The 16549-nt window shown below is 57.2% G+C and carries 16 protein-coding genes; 13 read left to right on the forward strand and 3 right to left on the reverse strand.

Features of this window, described 5'->3' with window-relative positions; genetic code table 11:
- Positions 1-225: 225 nt before the first annotated feature.
- On the forward strand, positions 226-1179 hold the full coding sequence (locus QQF33_RS02235; RefSeq protein WP_285145633.1) for a nickel/cobalt transporter: 954 nt from the start codon (positions 226-228) through the stop codon (positions 1177-1179).
- Between the two features lie 34 nt (positions 1180-1213).
- Here the strand turns inward: QQF33_RS02235 and proP are convergent, their stop codons facing one another.
- A complete protein-coding gene (proP, locus tag QQF33_RS02240; RefSeq protein ID WP_282494703.1) occupies positions 1214-2716 on the reverse strand; it encodes a glycine betaine/L-proline transporter ProP in 1503 nt (500 codons plus the stop codon).
- A 644-nt stretch (positions 2717-3360) separates the two neighbouring features.
- Here proP and kdgT point away from each other — a divergent pair.
- Entirely contained in the window at positions 3361-4356 is a 996-nt protein-coding gene (gene kdgT / locus QQF33_RS02245; RefSeq protein ID WP_285150130.1) for a 2-keto-3-deoxygluconate transporter, read from the forward strand.
- Positions 4357-4393: 37 nt separating this feature from the next.
- Here the strand turns inward: kdgT and QQF33_RS02250 are convergent, their stop codons facing one another.
- Positions 4394-5275 carry a diguanylate cyclase regulator RdcB family protein gene (locus QQF33_RS02250; RefSeq protein ID WP_282494705.1) on the reverse strand — a complete coding sequence of 294 codons (882 nt, stop codon included), beginning with the start codon at positions 5273-5275 and terminating at the stop codon, positions 4394-4396.
- The gene (gene crfC / locus QQF33_RS02255; RefSeq protein WP_285145631.1) at positions 5272-7626 is read right to left on the reverse strand and encodes a clamp-binding protein CrfC; all 2355 of its coding nucleotides are present in this window, start codon (positions 7624-7626) and stop codon (positions 5272-5274) included. Before crfC ends, QQF33_RS02250 begins: the two co-directional genes overlap by 4 nt.
- A gap of 601 nt (positions 7627-8227) precedes the next feature.
- On the opposite strand from crfC, the gene QQF33_RS02260 reads away from it, so the two are divergent.
- The 11 genes from QQF33_RS02260 (at position 8228) to phnK (ending at position 16438) form a co-directional block, all read left to right on the forward strand.
- Positions 8228-8563, forward strand: a complete 336-nt coding sequence (locus QQF33_RS02260) for a zinc ribbon domain-containing protein YjdM (protein ID WP_095280439.1) — start codon at positions 8228-8230, stop codon at positions 8561-8563.
- A 145-nt stretch (positions 8564-8708) separates the two neighbouring features.
- On the forward strand, positions 8709-9140 hold the full coding sequence (yjdN, locus tag QQF33_RS02265; RefSeq protein ID WP_282494707.1) for a VOC family metalloprotein YjdN: 432 nt from the start codon (positions 8709-8711) through the stop codon (positions 9138-9140).
- A gap of 132 nt (positions 9141-9272) precedes the next feature.
- Positions 9273-10061 (forward strand): phosphonate ABC transporter ATP-binding protein, encoded by a 789-nt coding sequence (phnC, locus tag QQF33_RS02270; protein ID WP_285150131.1) that lies wholly within the window; start codon positions 9273-9275, stop codon positions 10059-10061.
- Positions 10062-10084: 23 nt separating this feature from the next.
- Positions 10085-11107, forward strand: a complete 1023-nt coding sequence (gene phnD, locus QQF33_RS02275; RefSeq protein WP_285145628.1) for a phosphonate ABC transporter substrate-binding protein — start codon at positions 10085-10087, stop codon at positions 11105-11107.
- Between the two features lie 117 nt (positions 11108-11224).
- A complete protein-coding gene (phnE, locus tag QQF33_RS02280) occupies positions 11225-12004 on the forward strand; it encodes a phosphonate ABC transporter, permease protein PhnE (RefSeq protein WP_285150132.1) in 780 nt (259 codons plus the stop codon).
- A gap of 20 nt (positions 12005-12024) precedes the next feature.
- Entirely contained in the window at positions 12025-12750 is a 726-nt protein-coding gene (gene phnF / locus QQF33_RS02285) for a phosphonate metabolism transcriptional regulator PhnF (RefSeq protein WP_285150133.1), read from the forward strand.
- Positions 12751-13203 carry a phosphonate C-P lyase system protein PhnG gene (gene phnG / locus QQF33_RS02290; RefSeq protein ID WP_285145626.1) on the forward strand — a complete coding sequence of 151 codons (453 nt, stop codon included), beginning with the start codon at positions 12751-12753 and terminating at the stop codon, positions 13201-13203. It begins immediately after the preceding gene.
- Positions 13200-13784, forward strand: a complete 585-nt coding sequence (phnH, locus tag QQF33_RS02295) for a phosphonate C-P lyase system protein PhnH (protein ID WP_282494712.1) — start codon at positions 13200-13202, stop codon at positions 13782-13784. Before phnG ends, phnH begins: the two co-directional genes overlap by 4 nt.
- The gene (locus QQF33_RS02300; RefSeq protein WP_285150134.1) at positions 13784-14848 is read left to right on the forward strand and encodes a carbon-phosphorus lyase complex subunit PhnI; all 1065 of its coding nucleotides are present in this window, start codon (positions 13784-13786) and stop codon (positions 14846-14848) included. Before phnH ends, QQF33_RS02300 begins: the two co-directional genes overlap by 1 nt.
- Positions 14841-15686 carry an alpha-D-ribose 1-methylphosphonate 5-phosphate C-P-lyase PhnJ gene (phnJ, locus tag QQF33_RS02305; protein ID WP_285150135.1) on the forward strand — a complete coding sequence of 282 codons (846 nt, stop codon included), beginning with the start codon at positions 14841-14843 and terminating at the stop codon, positions 15684-15686. Before QQF33_RS02300 ends, phnJ begins: the two co-directional genes overlap by 8 nt.
- A complete protein-coding gene (gene phnK, locus QQF33_RS02310) occupies positions 15683-16438 on the forward strand; it encodes a phosphonate C-P lyase system protein PhnK (protein ID WP_095280428.1) in 756 nt (251 codons plus the stop codon). Before phnJ ends, phnK begins: the two co-directional genes overlap by 4 nt.
- Positions 16439-16549: the final 111 nt, after the last annotated feature.

The following is a 16549-nucleotide window of genomic DNA, read 5'->3' on the forward strand; positions in this document are numbered from 1 at the left end:
TCGATGGAGGCGCATTATAGGGAGTTCTCGTCAGGCCGCAACCGCTAAATGACAGAAAAATGACTGACTGCTGCATTCCACAGCAAAACCCCGCCTTATACCCTTTTGCACACAGACTTATCCACAATCGCGGCAGAGTTCCCACCGCACAACACCTTCATCTTCAATTCCTGTCGCCGTCAGAAACGCTATACTTGCCAAAAATTCCATCCCGCAGGCCATACCATGACCACACAACGTCTCGCACGTGACTGGCGTCTCCCCACTGCCGGGCTGATGGCGCTGGCGATTCTGCTGGCAGCCTTTACGCTGCACGCCCACTGGAACACTTTTATTCAGTGGTGCCTCGCCACGCAAATCACCCTGCACCGTTATCTGGTGATGTACCTTCTGCAGCTCAACAACCATCAGTACACCGGAGGGCTGTGGCTACTGACGGGCGCGTTCTTCTATGGTGTGCTTCACGCGATTGGGCCGGGTCACGGTAAATTCATCGTCACCACTTATCTCTCTACTAATAAAGAAAGCCAGCTCGCCGCGCGCGTGGTGCCCTTTCTCGGCAGCCTGATGCAGGGGGTGAGCGCCATTCTCTTCGTCTTTATATTGGCCGTGGGATTTAATCTCGCGTCGGGCGATCTCAGCGCCAGCCGCTGGTACGTGGAGAAGGTCAGCGCCGTCCTGATCGGCGCATTCGGCGCGTTCGTGATTTATCAGGCGCTGAAAAGCCTGCGTCCACGCAGAATGACGGTTCACGCTCTGAAGCCTCTTCATCAACATAATGAAGACTGCGGCTGCGGTCATCACGGTGTCGGCGCAGATTTAACCGCTGGCGACTGGAAAACACGACTGGGCGTGATCCTGGCCATCGGCGCGCGCCCGTGCAGCGGAGCGATCATGATCCTGATGTTTTCAAATGCGCTGGGGATTGTGACCTGGGGGATTGCAGCGGTGATGACCATGTCGCTCGGGACAGCGCTGTCGATCATGGGACTATCACTGGCAGTACGTTATGCCCGTGAACGCACAGTCGCATTCTTCGGCGGCGGGTCAAATCTGAGCTGGCTAGTGCCAGTGGCAAAAATCGCCGGAGGGATTGTGTTGATCCTGTTCGCGACCGTACTGTTCTTAACGGTCATTCCGATCAGCGCCAACGGCGATTTCATTGCCGCAGGCTGTTAATAAAAAAACCCGCCAGCGGCGGGTTTTTCGTGTGTTACTCGTTAATCCGTGGATGCTGATCCACCAGGCGAGAACGTTTCTTCTGCAGCTCTTCTATCTCTACATCAATGTCTTCAATCTTCTGTTCAACATTATCGTAGTGCTCGCGCAGGATCTCTTTCGCTTCCTGAATATCCGATGCCGCTGGCGTCGCCCCTTTCAGAGGACGGTTGGCGGTCTCTTTCATCGTCAGGCCGGTCACCAGACCGATCACCGCGATAACCATCAGATAGTAAGCAGGCATCATCAGGTTCTGAGTGCTTTCGACCAGCGAGGCCGCCAGCGTCGGCGTCAGACCGGCAATCAGGACCGAGATATTAAATGCCGCCGCCAGGGCACTATACCGAATGTGCGTCGGGAACATCGCCGGAAGCGTGGACGCCATCACCCCGATAAAGCAGTTGAGGATCACTGCCAGCATCAGCAGACCGGCAAAAATCAGGCCCAGTACATTACTGTTAATCAGGATAAAGGCCGGGATCGCCAGAGCGAACAGCGCGACGCTACCCAGGATAATGAACGGACGACGACCGAAGCGGTCACTCATCAGACCCATAATCGGCTGCACAAACAGCATGCCGACCATGATGGCGATGATAATCAGCACGCCGTGATCTTCTGAATAGTGCAGGTTATGCGACAGGTAGCTCGGCATATAGGTGAGCAACATGTAGTAAGTCACGTTGGTTGAAATCACCAGACCGATACAGGTCAGCAGGCTACGCCAGTGCTTGGTGGCAATCTCACGGAACGACACCTTCGGTCCTTCCTGCAAGCCTTCGCGGTCGCCCTGCTCCAGCTTCTCAACGTGCTGCTGGAACGCCGGGGTCTCTTCTAATGCGTGACGCAGATACAGGCCGATAATACCCAGCGGCAGCGCCAGGAAGAACGGAATACGCCAGCCCCACTCGAGGAAGTTCGCTTCACCGACGACGGTGGAGATCAACACCACCACGCCCGCACCCAGCACAAACCCGGCAATCGAGCCAAAGTCCAGCCAGCTTCCCATAAAGCCACGTTTACGGTCCGGGGAGTATTCCGCGACGAAAATCGATGCGCCCGTGTACTCACCGCCGACCGAGAAGCCCTGCGCCATTTTACACAGCAGCAGCAGGATAGGAGCCCAAATGCCAATGGTGGCGTAGGACGGGATCAGGCCGATACAGAAGGTACTTATCGACATAATCACGATGGTAATGGCGAGAATTTTCTGGCGACCGTATTTATCGCCCAGCATCCCGAAGAACAGCCCACCGAGCGGGCGGATCAGGAAGGGTACGGAGAAGGTACCTAGCGCTGCAATCATCTGCAGGCTGGGATCGGCACCGGGGAAGAACACTTTACCTAATGCGTAGGCAACGAAGCCATAAACACCAAAGTCAAACCACTCCATCGCGTTACCCAGCGAAGCAGCGGTAATGGCCTTGCGCAGTTTACCGTCATCAATGATGGTGACGTCACCCAATGTAATGGGTTTTACTTTTTTCCTTTTAAGCATTGCTATCCTCGTAGACTCAGCCCTGTCCATACCACAGATATTCTTGCGGTCTGTGAACCTGAGATCCGCCTCATGCGAATCTTCTTCTTCAAGCGTAGCAGGTTTACTTACATTGACGTTTCTCGTCGATACAACCGAACCTGTTGACGCCTGTCTGGGCAGTTAATGACCTCTTTACCCTACCAGCGTTTAAATTAGTGATCAACTTCACAAAAATTTACGTATGACGTCAGAAGTTGTCAGAAAACGTAAAACCCCCTCTCTTCATAATGATGATTTATCAGACTTAAGATAATTATTACGCAGGTTATTATTTTTCCTGCAACGGCAGAAAATCACTCACATTCATTCACATCCAATTCACAGCTTTTTTAATTACAAGCGCTCCATTTCGCTGTTTACTTAAATATGTGATCGAGATAACTAAAACCATGTTTCATTTTGATTGAATCGCAATTCCAATGATCGCATGATAAGCCCGAACACGCCGCCGAAGAGGCTACTCACCCACCGTTTAAACGCGTAAACGGATTGCGGCCTGTGCATAACCAGACGAAACACCAGGCATTTAACTTACTGAATGTAAACATTGTTTTTACCTGACTTGTCTGCCAGAAACGCGAGATAAGATGTGAGGATTTATCATGAAGATCAAAGCCACGATTGAACGCATCCCTGGCGGGATGATGCTGGTCCCTCTGGTACTTGGCGCAATTCTAAATACGCTGGCACCGAATACCGGTGCTTATTTCGGTGGGTTCACAAAAGGAATGATTACCGGCACCGTGCCGATTCTCGCGGTGTGGTTTTTCTGTATTGGCGCGTCAATTAATTTACGGGCAACGGGCACCGTTCTGCGCAAATCCGGCACGCTGGTGATCACCAAAATTGCCGTTGCCTGGGTAGCCGCGATGGTCTGCGCCATGTTTATTCCTGAGAACGGAATTCAGACCGGATTCTTCGCCGGATTATCCGTTCTGGCGATTGTTTCCGCGATGGATATGACCAACGGCGGTCTGTACGCCAGCCTGATGAACCAGTACGGCACCAAAGAAGAGTCAGGCGCATTCGTACTGATGTCGCTGGAATCCGGCCCGCTGATGACCATGCTGATCCTCGGCTCTGCCGGTCTGGCCACCTTCGAACCGCACCACTTTGTGGGCGCGATCCTGCCGTTCCTGATCGGTTTCGCCCTGGGTAACCTCGACACCGACCTGCGCGATTTCTTCAGCAAAGCCACACCGGTGCTGATTCCGTTCTTTGGCTTCGCGCTGGGCAATACCATTAACCTGGGCGTGATTATGGACACCGGCCTGCTGGGCATCGCCCTCGGCATCGCGGTTATCGTCATCACCGGTATTCCACTGATTATCGCGGACCGCGTGATTGGGGGAGGGAATGGGACCGCAGGTGTCGCCGCATCATCCGCAGCAGGAGCAGCCGTGGCGAACCCGGTGATTATCGCGCAGATTAACCCGGCCTTCGAACCGGTCGCTGCCTCGGCCACCGCGCTGGTCGCCGCAGCGGTGATTGTGACCGCGATTGTGGTGCCGATCATTACGGCGCTGTATTCCAAACGCTACGGCACGCTTTCGCAGACGGAAACTGAGCCACAGCCGGTTGAATCCTTACATCATTAAGATTGTGACATGCCCTCTCCGCGGAGAGGGTTTTGGTTTACGCCTCGCCAAACACCTCGCCCACCATCGCATCCGCAAGCCGTTTCGCCGAACAGAGTCTCGGCATCCCCAGCGCCACGGTCTGCCAGCTCTGCGTCACGGACCAGCTCACCGGATGACGCTCCGGATGACACCAGTCGCCCAGCCAGCCCAGCATATCTTTATGATCCATCAACCCCGATGACATCGGCGTGGCGAGCCATTGCTGATAGAAGTGGCGGGTCGCCGGAGAGGCGTTAATCCCCTGCGCCAGATAATTTGCCGCCAGGCTGCGCAAATTATCCTTCAGCATCGCGGCAACATCGTCGTTCGCCAGGCGGCAGGCATCGCCAAATGCCCCCCAGCGCAGCTCTTCCAGCGCGATATAACAGCGCCCCGCCAGCGACCAGCCATCGTACTGCCCGGCCCGCCAGTGGGTAAAAATTTGCTCGCTGTGTTCGCCCGCCTGCACCGTTAGCCCGCGCTGGGATAACGCTTTTTCTTTATAAGCCGCACGCTGGGAAAAGTGGGAGGAGAGATCGTCGTACTGCTGCATCAGGCCCGGAGACTGTTGCCCCAGGCGGGAGGTTTGCTGTCGCAGTGAGGTTAATTTGTCCGTCATCCGCGTTAACGCCAGATGGCCGGGATCAAACATCCCCGCCAGTTTTTCCGCCAGCCCCAGCCGCAGGGCAGCATTTTCGCTGAACATTCCCGTCATCGCCCAGGGACGAAGCTTCGTCTGGGTCATGATCTCCTGAGTTAAACGCTCACGAAATTGCTGCTGCTGAGGTACGAGCGGGGGAAGACGCACCGCGTCCACCCCTTGTACCAGATCGACCATAAACTTCGGATGAATACACTCCAGCGTCCGCCCGGGACCGTCCAGTAGTTGTGTTGTCATAGTTGCTCAGCCGCGAATAAGGTTTGAATATCATCGCGTAACAGTCGGGTATCTTCCTGAATCCACGTCGCAGTAGTAATACTTTGCTGCAACAGCTGGCTGAGCGCCCTGGTGGAGTGCTCGTTTTGCTGGCGCACTGCGAGGCTATCACGCAAGCTTTCCTGTAACCCGGTCAGACATAAAGAGAATTCTGCGAAAAACGTCGCCATGCCCGCCGTAACAGAGACATCGACCTGCGCCACCAAAGCTTTACCGATTTGTTCACAAAATTGATCAATATGTTGTTTAAACCGCTCATGAAGCTGCGCGACGTCAATGACATACCGGGTGCGCGTCACGACGTAATCTTCAAAACCCCAGCCCGGATTATTCAGCCAGCGCGACACCGTCTCCCGCACGCTGCCGGAACCCGACACTTCACCCGCCGGACGGTTCTCCGACGCAATGGCATCCGAAAACAGTCCGCGCGTATTGAAGTTCAGCTGACTCGCCTGGAACGCCGGGAAGCTGATTCGCGCGCGGAAACCGGCGTGGCTCAACTCCTCTTTAATGCGTTTTTCAATCGGACGCATCGCTTCATTCAGAGAACGTGCCAGCGTGGATTCAAGCTGATCGAAGCGCAGCGCCAACTCGCGGCTGATTTTACCCTGCGCATCCAGCATGATCAGCTCGCAGGAGGAGCGGATTTTGCTCAGCACAATCTGCGCCTGCCCTTCGTCGTCCAGCACCAGCTGCCCCATCTCGTCCGGGGAGTTGTTTCGCAGGCTCATGTGCTCAATGCCTGCTAAATCGAGAATATTTTCGCGATTGAAGATGTGGCTAATCGCCTGCTGAATCTGGTTTTTCTGCTGGGAAATAAAGGCGTTAGCCGCATCCAGCGCCTGCTCGACCTCATGCCCCACTTCGTCGCTGACCACATCCTGACGCGTCTGCAGCAGCGCCATATCCTCTTCGAGCCGGGCAATGTTCACCTCCAACTCTTCGAAGGCCACCGTCAGCCCCTGATAGCGGAAATCGAGGTACTCGCGAGCGTTTTGCGCGTAGTTCAGCAGCTTATGCGAGGCGGATCGCAGAGCGTAGAGCGACGCATTAGCGTAAGCGGCGTAGATCAGTTTGCGGATCGGCTGTTCGAACAGCGAATCTTCCCACAGCAGATCGGCGGCGTGGCGAATATGCTCCACATCGTCCAGATCCGCCGTGCGCCAGCGACGCCCTAACGCCGCCTCGGCAAAATCCTGCACCCAGCGCTGCTCCTGTGGGTTTGGCAAACGGCCATGGGTCGTGATTTCGTAGCGCGCGCGGTTCGCCAGATAGGCCCACATGGATGACACCGGATAGATCTGCCCCGGCGAAATATTGCCTTTCATCAGCGTGCCGGAGATCATCGCCCGCACCTGCTCTTCGTCATCGCTGTTGCGATCTTTCTGATCGAACTTATTCACCAGGGCGTACAGCGGCACGGATTTCCCGATCGCCGAAATCGCCTGCCGCACCTCTTCATCGGAGATCGATTTCAGCTGGGTGTAGTCCATGACCGCCAGCACCGCCGACGAGCGCGCCAGCTGCTCACTGAGCATTTTCTGCAGATGCGGCTGCCCGGCCTCGTTCGGTCCTGGGGTGTCGAGCAGCGTCAGCTGGCCCAGATGGGAATCCAGCCCTGCCAGATGGACAAACTCCACCTCAATCACCGGGATATGCTCAATCGCGGCGTATTCCGAGAACGGGAAATCCACGCCCAGCGCCTTGGACAAACGCACCAGATCGTTAAGATTTTTCAGGCACTGGAAAATAGGCTGCGCGCCCAGGTAGTGTTTTTCAAATGCTTCACCCTGCTCGATGCGCCCGAGCAGGGCGTTCATGTCTTTGTCGATCTCAAGGCGCTGAGTGAGCTTTCCGCGATCGTGGTTGCACAATTTCTCCTGCAACTGCTTGATCAGCGTATCGATCGGCGACACGTGGGCGAAATGCAGCACCGGCTCGGTCTGTCCCGGCGTATGGCGGATCAGCGTCGGCAGCGCGGTCATCGGGCGGTTACGGTTTGGCAGCACCTCTGTCCCGACGATGGCATTGATGGTGGTCGATTTCCCGGCCTTCATGGTCCCGACGATCGCCAGCACCATCTCCAGACGGGTAATTTTGCGTAATTCGTTATTGAGCATGGAAAGCTGCGTTTCCACGCCGCGGGTGCTGAAATGCAGAGGCAGGACATTATTTGTCTCCCCGGTCATGGCAGCGGTGGTGCTATCCAGCACCGCAATCGGCATTGATTTCAACGCATCCAGATTCTGCAAAGCAAGTTGCAGAAGCCGCTCTGCTTCCTGGCTTAATTCAAAAATTGTTTGTGTGTGCATGATAAAAGCCTTTCCTTAACGCAAATTTATTACTTTTATTTAGCCGGATAGTTTTAATAATGAAATTTCGGCTTTTTTGATCACGCGTGGAAAATATGTTCAATGAATATAAGCGCCTGATGAGAAACCAAAATATATTCCGGTTGCAGCGTAAAGCGCTCGTACACTCCTCTCGGCAAAAGTAGCCGAAAGATAATGAGCGTAGACCATTTTTTATGTAGCTATAGGATATATCAAAGTAATTTACCCACCCAAAAAGAGAGGTAATTCCCGCTTGCCAAAGGAGGATTAGCAAAATCGGGTGCCGTTGATAAATAACAACTGCTCACCTCACCTTATCCGAAATGACAGTACCTGGCAATTTGCGCAATAAAATATTCGATATATTTCGTCGCGTTGTTTAAATCTTAAGTACGCAGTTAGCATCGCTTAAGTGACTGACAGAAAGTGTCACTCCAGAAAACGCAATTTCACTATTTACAAAAAAAGAATGTCACCGACAAATGTGGGGACTTACGCTATACTTGACGCCTTTTTCGGCAAACTGCCGTGTTTTGGCTGGCGCTTTCCAGCCCCGTTAGCACTTTTTGAGGACTCCAATATGTCACTGCCACACTGCCCAAAATGTAATTCCGAATACACCTACGAAGATAATGGGATGTTCATCTGCCCTGAATGCGCCCATGAATGGAATGATGCCGAACCATCACAAGATAGCGATGCGCTGATTGTGAAAGATGCCAATGGTAATCTGCTGGCCGACGGCGATAGCGTCACCGTGGTAAAAGACCTGAAGGTCAAAGGCGCCTCTTCGATGCTGAAAATCGGCACCAAGGTGAAGAATATCCGTCTGGTCGAAGGCGATCATAATATTGACTGCAAAATTGACGGCTTTGGCCCAATGAAACTCAAATCCGAGTTCGTTAAAAAGAACTGATAAATAAGACTTTGTTCTTTTGTAGGCCGGATAAGCGCAGCGCATCCGGCAAAGCGCCCGGTGGCGCTACGCTTACCGGGCCTACGTATTATTGTACAAATTTCGTACTACACTTAACGGGCTTCTCTTACCTGAGGTAATGATTATGCCGTTAAGTCCCTACATCTCCTTCGCCGGAAACTGTGCTGAGGCCACCGCCTTTTACCAGCACGCCCTCGGCGCAGAAGTCACCTACAAAATCACCTACGGCGAAATGCCCAAAGACGGAAACAGCGAAGAAGGCTGCCCTTCCGGTATGCAATTCCCCGACACCGCGATTGCCCACTCCAACGTTCATATCGCCGGGAGCGAAATCATGATGAGCGACGGCGTGCCCGGCGGTAAAGCCCAGTACGCAGGCTTCACGCTGGTGCTCGACACCCAGGACGTGGCCGAAGGCAAAGGCTGGTTCGATAAGCTCGCCGAAGGGGGCAATGTCGAAATGGCCTGGCAGGAGACCTTCTGGGCGCACGGTTTCGGCAAAGTGACCGATAAATATGGCGTGCCCTGGATGATCAACGTTGTCAAACAGCAGTAATCCTCTGGCGGAGGTGTCCCCTCCGCCTGTCATCCCATTCACCTCAACTCTTCAAACTCCCGCAACCAATACTTAACCAAAATGTCACATTGATCCGCCAGCATGAGGCCACATTTATCGTGAGGCCTGAACATGCAAACTGTCATCCGCGTCGAGAAACTGAGCAAGACCTTTCACCACAACAAGGCTCTGCATGCCGTTGATCTGACCGTCCAGCAGGGCGAAATGGTGGCACTGCTCGGGCCTTCCGGTTCCGGAAAATCCACTCTGCTGCGCCATCTCAGCGGCTTAATCACCGGCGATAAAACGCCAGAAAGTCACGTCGAGCTGCTGGGTAACACCGTGCAGCGCGCGGGCCGTCTGGCGGGCGATATCCGCAAAAGCCGCGCGCAAACGGGCTGCATCTTCCAGCAGTTCAACCTGGTGAACCGCCTGACGGTGCTGGAGAACGTCCTGATCGGCGCGCTCGGCAGCACCCCGTTCTGGCGCACCTGCCTGCGCTGGTTCTCGACGTCGCAAAAACAGCAGGCGCTCCAGGCGCTGACCCGCGTCGGGATGGCCCATTTCGCCCACCAGCGCGTCTCCACCCTCTCGGGCGGCCAGCAGCAGCGCGTGGCCATCGCCCGGGCATTAATGCAAAAAGCCAAAGTGATCCTCGCTGATGAACCCATCGCCTCGCTGGACCCGGAATCGGCCCGCATCGTGATGGAAACCCTGCGCGACATTAACCAGAACGACGGCATCACCGTCGTAGTCACGCTGCATCAGGTGGATTACGCCCTGCGCTACTGCGAGCGCATCGTCGCCCTGCGTCAGGGCCATGTGTTCTACGACGGCGCAAGCCAACACTTTGATAACGAAAGATTTGACCACCTGTACCGCAGCATTAACCGCGTCGAAGAGAACGCGCAGGCTGCTTAATCGACCCCGCTTGAGGAATAGACATGAGCTACAAAGCCGTTGCCGCGCTGGCCTTTACCAGCATGTTCAGCATCAGCACCCTGTTAAGCCCGGCCTATGCGCAGGAGCAGGAACAGGAAAAAGCCCTGAATTTCGGCATTATTTCGACAGAGTCACAGCAAAACCTGAAACCCCAGTGGGAACCCTTCCTGAAAGATATGGAAACCAAACTGGGCATCAAAGTGAACGCCTTCTTCGCCCCGGATTACGCGGGCATCATCCAGGGGATGCGCTTTAACAAAGTCGACATCGCCTGGTACGGCAACCTCTCCGCAATGGAAGCGGTCGATCGCGCTAACGGCCAGGTCTTCGCCCAGACCGTTGCTGCCGACGGTTCTCCGGGTTACTGGAGCGTGCTGATCGTCAACAAAGACAGCCCAATCAATAACCTCAACGACATGCTCGCCAAACGCAAAGATTTGACCTTCGGCAACGGCGACCCGAACTCCACCTCCGGTTACCTCGTCCCTGGCTACTACGTCTTCGCGAAAAATAACGTCTCCACCAGCGAGTTCAAACGCACGGTCAACGCCGGCCACGAAACCAACGCCCTGGCCGTCGCCAATAAACAGGTCGACGTTGCCACCAACAACACCGAAAACCTCGACAAGCTGAAAACCTCCGCCCCGGACAAGCTGAAAGCGCTGAAGGTGATCTGGAAATCCCCACTGATCCCGGGCGACCCGATTGTGTGGCGTAAAAACCTCTCCGAAAGCACCAAAGACAAGATCTACGACTTCTTTATGAACTACGGCAAAACCGCCGAAGAGAAAACCGTTCTCGAACGTCTCGGCTGGGCGCCGTTCCGCGCCTCAAGCGACCTGCAGCTGGTGCCGATCCGCCAACTGGCGCTGTTTAAAGAGATGCAGGGCGTGAAGGACAACAAAGGTCTGAACGCCGAAGAGAAGACCAGCAAAGTGTCAGTGATTCAGGCGCAGCTGGAAGATTTGGACCGATTGACCGCCGCGCTGACTGCGATGACGTCGGTGAATAAAGCGGTGCAGTAATTTGTTCTCCCTCTCCCTTTGGGAGAGGGCCGGGGTGAGGGCATCAGCGCGCACATTTCCCCCTCACCCTAACCCTCTCCCTCAAGGGAGAGGGGATCAACAACCAACGGAGAATTCATGCAAACCATCACCGTCCCACCCCCGAAACGCAGCTGGTTCTCGCTTATCAGCTGGGCCATCCTGCTGGCGGTGCTCGTCGTCTCCTGGAAAGGTGCGGAAATGGACCCGCTGATGCTGGTCAAAGATTCCGGCAACATGGCGACCTTCGCCGCCGACTTCTTCCCGCCGGACTTCAGCCAGTGGCGTGACTACCTCAGCGAAATGGCGGTCACCATGCAAATCGCCGTCTGGGGCACCGCGCTGGCAGTCATCCTCTCCATTCCATTTGGCCTGATGAGCGCCGAAAACATCGTCCCCTGGTGGATCTACCAGCCGATGCGCCGCCTGATGGACGCCTGCCGCGCCATTAACGAGATGGTCTTCGCAATGCTGTTTGTGGTCGCGGTTGGCCTCGGTCCCTTCGCAGGCGTGATGGCCCTGTTCATCCACACCACCGGCGTGCTCTCCAAGCTGCTGTCCGAAGCGGTCGAAGCCATCGAACCCGGCCCGGTGGAAGGTATCCGCGCCACGGGTGCCAATAAAATCGAAGAGATTCTCTACGGGGTCCTGCCGCAGGTGATGCCACTTTTAATCTCCTACTCCCTCTACCGTTTCGAATCCAACGTTCGCTCGGCGACGGTGGTCGGCATGGTCGGCGCAGGCGGCATCGGCGTCACCCTGTGGGAAGCGATTCGCGGCTTCCAGTTCCAGCAAACCTGCGCCCTGATGGTCCTTATCATCATCACCGTCAGCCTGCTGGACTTCCTCTCTCAACGTTTGCGTAAGCACTTCATCTGAGAAGCGAGGCTTTGATTTCTATGCACTTATCCAGACATCCGACCAGTTACCCGACCCGCTGGCAAGAGATCGCCGCGAAACTCGAAGTCGAGCTGCGCACCCACTACCGCTGCGGCGACTATCTCCCCGCGGAACAGCAGCTCGCCGACCGCTACGAAGTCAACCGTCACACCCTGCGTCGCGCCATCGACCAGCTGGTGGAGCGCGGCTGGGTCCAGCGCCGCCAGGGCATCGGCGTGCTGGTTCTGATGCGCCCGTTCGACTACCCGCTCAACTCGCAGGCGCGTTTTAGCCAGAACCTGCTCGATCAGGGCAGCCACCCGACCAGCGAAAAACTGCTCTCGGTGCTGCGCCCCGCGTCGAGCCACATCGCCGATGCGCTGGGGATTGAGGAGGGCGACAACGTGGTGCATCTGCGCACGTTACGCCGCGTCAACGGCGTGGCGGTCTGTCAGATCGACCACTACTTTGCCGACCTCGCCCTCTGGCCAACGCTGCAACATTTCTCCAGCGGCTCGCTGCATGACTTCCTGTTTGACGCCACCGGCATCGCCCTCAGACGCACCCAGACCCGGATCAGCGCCCGCCGCGCGCAGGCTAAAGAGAGCAAAGTGCTGGAGATCCCGAACATGGCGCCGCTGCTCTGCGTGCGTACCCTCAACCACCGTGACGGCGACGTCAACGCGACGGAGTACTCCGTCAGCCTGACCCGCGCCGACATGATTGAATTCACCATGGAGCACTGAATGCATTTCGATACTCCCACCCGCCAGCGCTGGATGAGCGTCCTCGCCCACAGCCAGCCCGCCGCGCTGCGTGAGCGCCTGCGCGTGCTGAACATCCATCCGGAATACGAAACCATCCGTGCGCCAGAGGTTGGCCTGGTCCAGATCCAGGCGCGGATGGGCGGCACCGGTGAGCGCTTTTTTGCCGGAGACGCCACCCTCACCCGCGCAGTGATCCGCCTTAAAAGCGGCACGCTCGGCTACAGCTACCAGCTGGGGCGCGACAAACCGCACGCCGAACAGTGCGCCGTCGTCGACGCGCTGCTGCAGGAACCGACTCATTTTCAGTCGTTAATGGAAACCTTAATTGCCCCGCTGGAAGCCGACCGTGCCGCGCGCATCGCCGCCCGTCAGGCCGAAGTGAACACCAGCCGGGTCGACTTCTTTACGCTCGTTCGCGGAGATAACGCATGACGCTTCAACCAGCTTTCACCCTTGCCGTACAGGACGCCCAGCACAGTTTTCGTCGTCTGCTGAAAGCCATGAGCGAGCCGGGCGTGATTGTCTCGCTGCATCAGCTCACCCACGGCTGGCAGCCGCTGAACCTCGCCACCACCAGCGTGCTGCTGACCCTGGCCGACGCCGATACGCCGGTTTGGCTGTCGGGAACCATGGCGAACGACATTGCCAGCCAAAATCTGCGTTTTCACACCAGCGCACCGCTGGTCGATCAGCCGCAGCAGGCCATCTTTGCCGTCGCCGATGAGCAGATTAGTCACGAGCAGCTCAACGCGCTCTCATCTGGCAGCGCCGTCGCCCCGGAAACCAGCGCCACGCTGATTCTGCAGGTCCCAAGCCTGAGCGGTGGCCGCATGCTGCGCCTGACCGGAGCCGGGATCGCCGACGAGCGCATGGTCGCCCCGCAGCTGCCGGAGTGCATCATTCACGAGCTGACCGAACGTCCGCATCCGTTCCCGCTGGGTATCGACCTGATCCTCACCTGCGGCGAACGTCTGCTGGCTATCCCACGAACCACACATGTCGAGGTGTGCTGATGTACGTTGCCGTCAAAGGGGGCGAAAAGGCGATAGCCGCCGCCCATGCGCTGCAAGAGCACAGAAGACGCGGCGATGAACAGCTTCCCGAGCTGAGCGTCGAGCAAATTGAACAGCAGCTGAATCTGGCCGTCGATCGCGTGATGACCGAAGGCGGGATCGCCGACCGCGAACTGGCCGCCCTGGCGCTGAAACAGGCCAGCGGTGACAACGTCGAAGCGATCTTCCTCCTGCGCGCCTACCGCACGACGCTGGCCAAACTGGCGGTCAGCGAACCGCTGGAGAGCGCGAAGATGCGCCTCGAGCGCCGAATTTCGGCGGTCTACAAAGACATTCCCGGCGGGCAGCTGCTCGGCCCGACCTATGACTACACCCATCGCCTGCTGGATTTCACCCTGCTGGCGAACGGCGAATCCCCGTCCCTTAACACCAGTGACGCGCCGCAGGAAAACGCGCCCCACGTCTTTAGCCTGCTGGCGAATCAGGGGCTGGCGAAAGCCGAAGAGGACACGGGAAGCGTGCCCGACGACGTCACCCGCACCCCGCCGGTCTACCCCTGCTCCCGCTCCTCGCGCCTGCAACAGCTGATGCGCGGCGACGAAGGCTATCTCCTGGCGCTGGCCTACTCCACCCAGCGTGGCTACGGGCGCAACCACCCGTTCGCCGCGGAAATCCGCAGCGGTTTTGTTGAGATCGATATCGTGCCGGAAGAGCTGGGATTTGCAGTCAACGTCGGCGAACTGCTGATGACTGAATGCGAAATGGTGAACGGCTTCGTGGCCCCCGAAAACGACGACCCGCACTTCACCCGCGGCTACGGCCTGGTGTTTGGCATGGGCGAGCGCAAGGCGATGGCGATGGCGCTGGTCGACCGCGCGCTACAGGCCCCGGACTACGACGAGACGGTTTCCGGCCCGGCGCAGGACGAAGAGTTCGTGCTGGCCCACGCGGATAACGTCGAAGCCGCGGGCTTTGTCTCGCACCTCAAACTACCGCATTACGTCGATTTCCAGGCAGAACTGGAACTGCTGAAACGTCTGCAACGGGAGCGCAAAAATGGCTAACCTCAGCGGGTATAACTTTGCCTATCTGGACGAACAAACCAAACGCATGATCCGCCGCGCCATCCTGAAAGCGGTGGCGATCCCAGGCTATCAGGTACCCTTTGGTGGCCGCGAAATGCCGATGCCTTACGGCTGGGGCACCGGCGGCATTCAGCTCACCGCCAGCGTGATTGGTGAAGCGGACGTGCTGAAAGTCATCGACCAGGGGGCGGACGACACCACCAATGCCGTGTCGATTCGCAACTTCTTCAAACGCGTCACCGGGGTGAACACCACCGAACGTACGGAAGACGCTACCCTGATTCAGACCCGTCACCGCATCCCGGAGACGCCGCTAATCGAAGATCAGATCCTGATTTTCCAGGTGCCGATCCCCGAGCCGCTGCGCTTTATCGAGCCGCGCGAAACGGAAACCCGCACCATGCACGCCCTGGAAGAGTACGGCGTGATGCAGGTGAAGCTTTACGAAGATATCGCCCGCTTCGGCCATATCGCCACCACCTACGCCTATCCGGTGAAAGTGAACGGACGCTACGTGATGGACCCGTCGCCGATCCCTAAATTCGATAACCCGAAGATGGACATGATGCCCGCCCTGCAGCTGTTCGGGGCCGGACGCGAAAAACGCATCTACGCCGTGCCGCCCTACACCCGCGTCGAAAGCCTCGATTTCGACGATCACCCGTTCAGGGTGCAGGAGTGGGACGAGCCGTGCGCCATCTGCGGGTCCCAACACAGCTATCTCGATGAAGTGGTGCTCGACGATACGGGCAAACGCATGTTTGTCTGCTCCGACACCGATTTCTGCCGCCAACAGAGCGAGGCGAACGGCCAATGAAACCGCTGCTTTCGGTGAACAACCTGACCCATTTGTATGCCCCCGGCAAAGGCTTTAGCGACGTATCGTTCGAGCTGTGGCCTGGCGAAGTGCTGGGGATCGTCGGCGAGTCCGGCTCCGGCAAAACCACTCTGCTCAAATCGATCTCCGCGCGCCTGACGCCGCAGAACGGAGAGATTCTGTATCAGGATCAATCCCTCTACGGCATGAGCGAAGCCGAGCGCCGCCGCCTGCTGCGCACCGAGTGGGGCGTGGTGCATCAGCATCCGATGGACGGCCTGCGCCGCCAGGTGTCGGCGGGCGGGAACATCGGCGAACGGCTGATGGCAACCGGGGCGCGGCACTACGGGAATATCCGCGCGACCGCCCAGCAGTGGCTGGAGGACGTGGAGATCCCGGCGTCACGCATCGACGACCTGCCCACCACCTTCTCCGGCGGGATGCAGCAGCGTCTGCAGATCGCCCGCAACCTCGTCACCCATCCGAAGCTGGTGTTTATGGATGAGCCGACGGGCGGGCTGGACGTGTCTGTCCAGGCGCGACTGCTCGACCTGCTGCGCGGCCTGGTGGTGGAGCTGGATCTGGCGGTGGTGATTGTCACCCACGATCTGGGCGTCGCCCGTCTGCTGGCGGACCGCCTGATGGTGATGAAAGAGGGTCAGGTGGTGGAAAGTGGATTAACCGACCGTGTGCTCGACGATCCGCACCATCCGTACACCCAGTTGCTGGTGTCGTCCGTTTTGCAGAATTGAGTGGGTTTGCGTCGGGTGGCGGCTTCGCCTTACCCGACCTACGAAAACCGCACCCGGCAAAAATGATCGCACCAAACCCGTAGGCCGGGTAAGCGAAGCGCCACCCGGCAA

Source organism: Lelliottia wanjuensis (assembly GCF_030238365.1).
GTDB classification, from domain to species: Bacteria; Pseudomonadota; Gammaproteobacteria; order Enterobacterales; family Enterobacteriaceae; genus Enterobacter; species Enterobacter wanjuensis.

What these genes read in the sequence shown, in the direction of transcription:
- QQF33_RS02300 (WP_285150134.1), top strand. Translation starts at nt 13,784, where the DNA reads ATGTACGTTGCCGTCAAAGGGGGCGAAAAGGCGATAGCCGCCGCCCAT.
- phnH (WP_282494712.1), top strand. Translation starts at nt 13,200, where the DNA reads ATGACGCTTCAACCAGCTTTCACCCTTGCCGTACAGGACGCCCAGCAC.
- phnK (WP_095280428.1), top strand. Translation starts at nt 15,683, where the DNA reads ATGAAACCGCTGCTTTCGGTGAACAACCTGACCCATTTGTATGCCCCC.
- kdgT (WP_285150130.1), top strand. Translation starts at nt 3,361, where the DNA reads ATGAAGATCAAAGCCACGATTGAACGCATCCCTGGCGGGATGATGCTG.
- phnE (WP_285150132.1), top strand. Translation starts at nt 11,225, where the DNA reads ATGCAAACCATCACCGTCCCACCCCCGAAACGCAGCTGGTTCTCGCTT.
- QQF33_RS02260 (WP_095280439.1), top strand. Translation starts at nt 8,228, where the DNA reads ATGTCACTGCCACACTGCCCAAAATGTAATTCCGAATACACCTACGAA.
- QQF33_RS02250 (WP_282494705.1), bottom strand. Translation starts at nt 5,275, where the DNA reads ATGACAACACAACTACTGGACGGTCCCGGGCGGACGCTGGAGTGTATT.
- phnG (WP_285145626.1), top strand. Translation starts at nt 12,751, where the DNA reads ATGCATTTCGATACTCCCACCCGCCAGCGCTGGATGAGCGTCCTCGCC.
- phnF (WP_285150133.1), top strand. Translation starts at nt 12,025, where the DNA reads ATGCACTTATCCAGACATCCGACCAGTTACCCGACCCGCTGGCAAGAG.
- yjdN (WP_282494707.1), top strand. Translation starts at nt 8,709, where the DNA reads ATGCCGTTAAGTCCCTACATCTCCTTCGCCGGAAACTGTGCTGAGGCC.
- phnJ (WP_285150135.1), top strand. Translation starts at nt 14,841, where the DNA reads ATGGCTAACCTCAGCGGGTATAACTTTGCCTATCTGGACGAACAAACC.
- phnD (WP_285145628.1), top strand. Translation starts at nt 10,085, where the DNA reads ATGAGCTACAAAGCCGTTGCCGCGCTGGCCTTTACCAGCATGTTCAGC.
- proP (WP_282494703.1), bottom strand. Translation starts at nt 2,716, where the DNA reads ATGCTTAAAAGGAAAAAAGTAAAACCCATTACATTGGGTGACGTCACC.
- crfC (WP_285145631.1), bottom strand. Translation starts at nt 7,626, where the DNA reads ATGCACACACAAACAATTTTTGAATTAAGCCAGGAAGCAGAGCGGCTT.
- phnC (WP_285150131.1), top strand. Translation starts at nt 9,273, where the DNA reads ATGCAAACTGTCATCCGCGTCGAGAAACTGAGCAAGACCTTTCACCAC.
- QQF33_RS02235 (WP_285145633.1), top strand. Translation starts at nt 226, where the DNA reads ATGACCACACAACGTCTCGCACGTGACTGGCGTCTCCCCACTGCCGGG.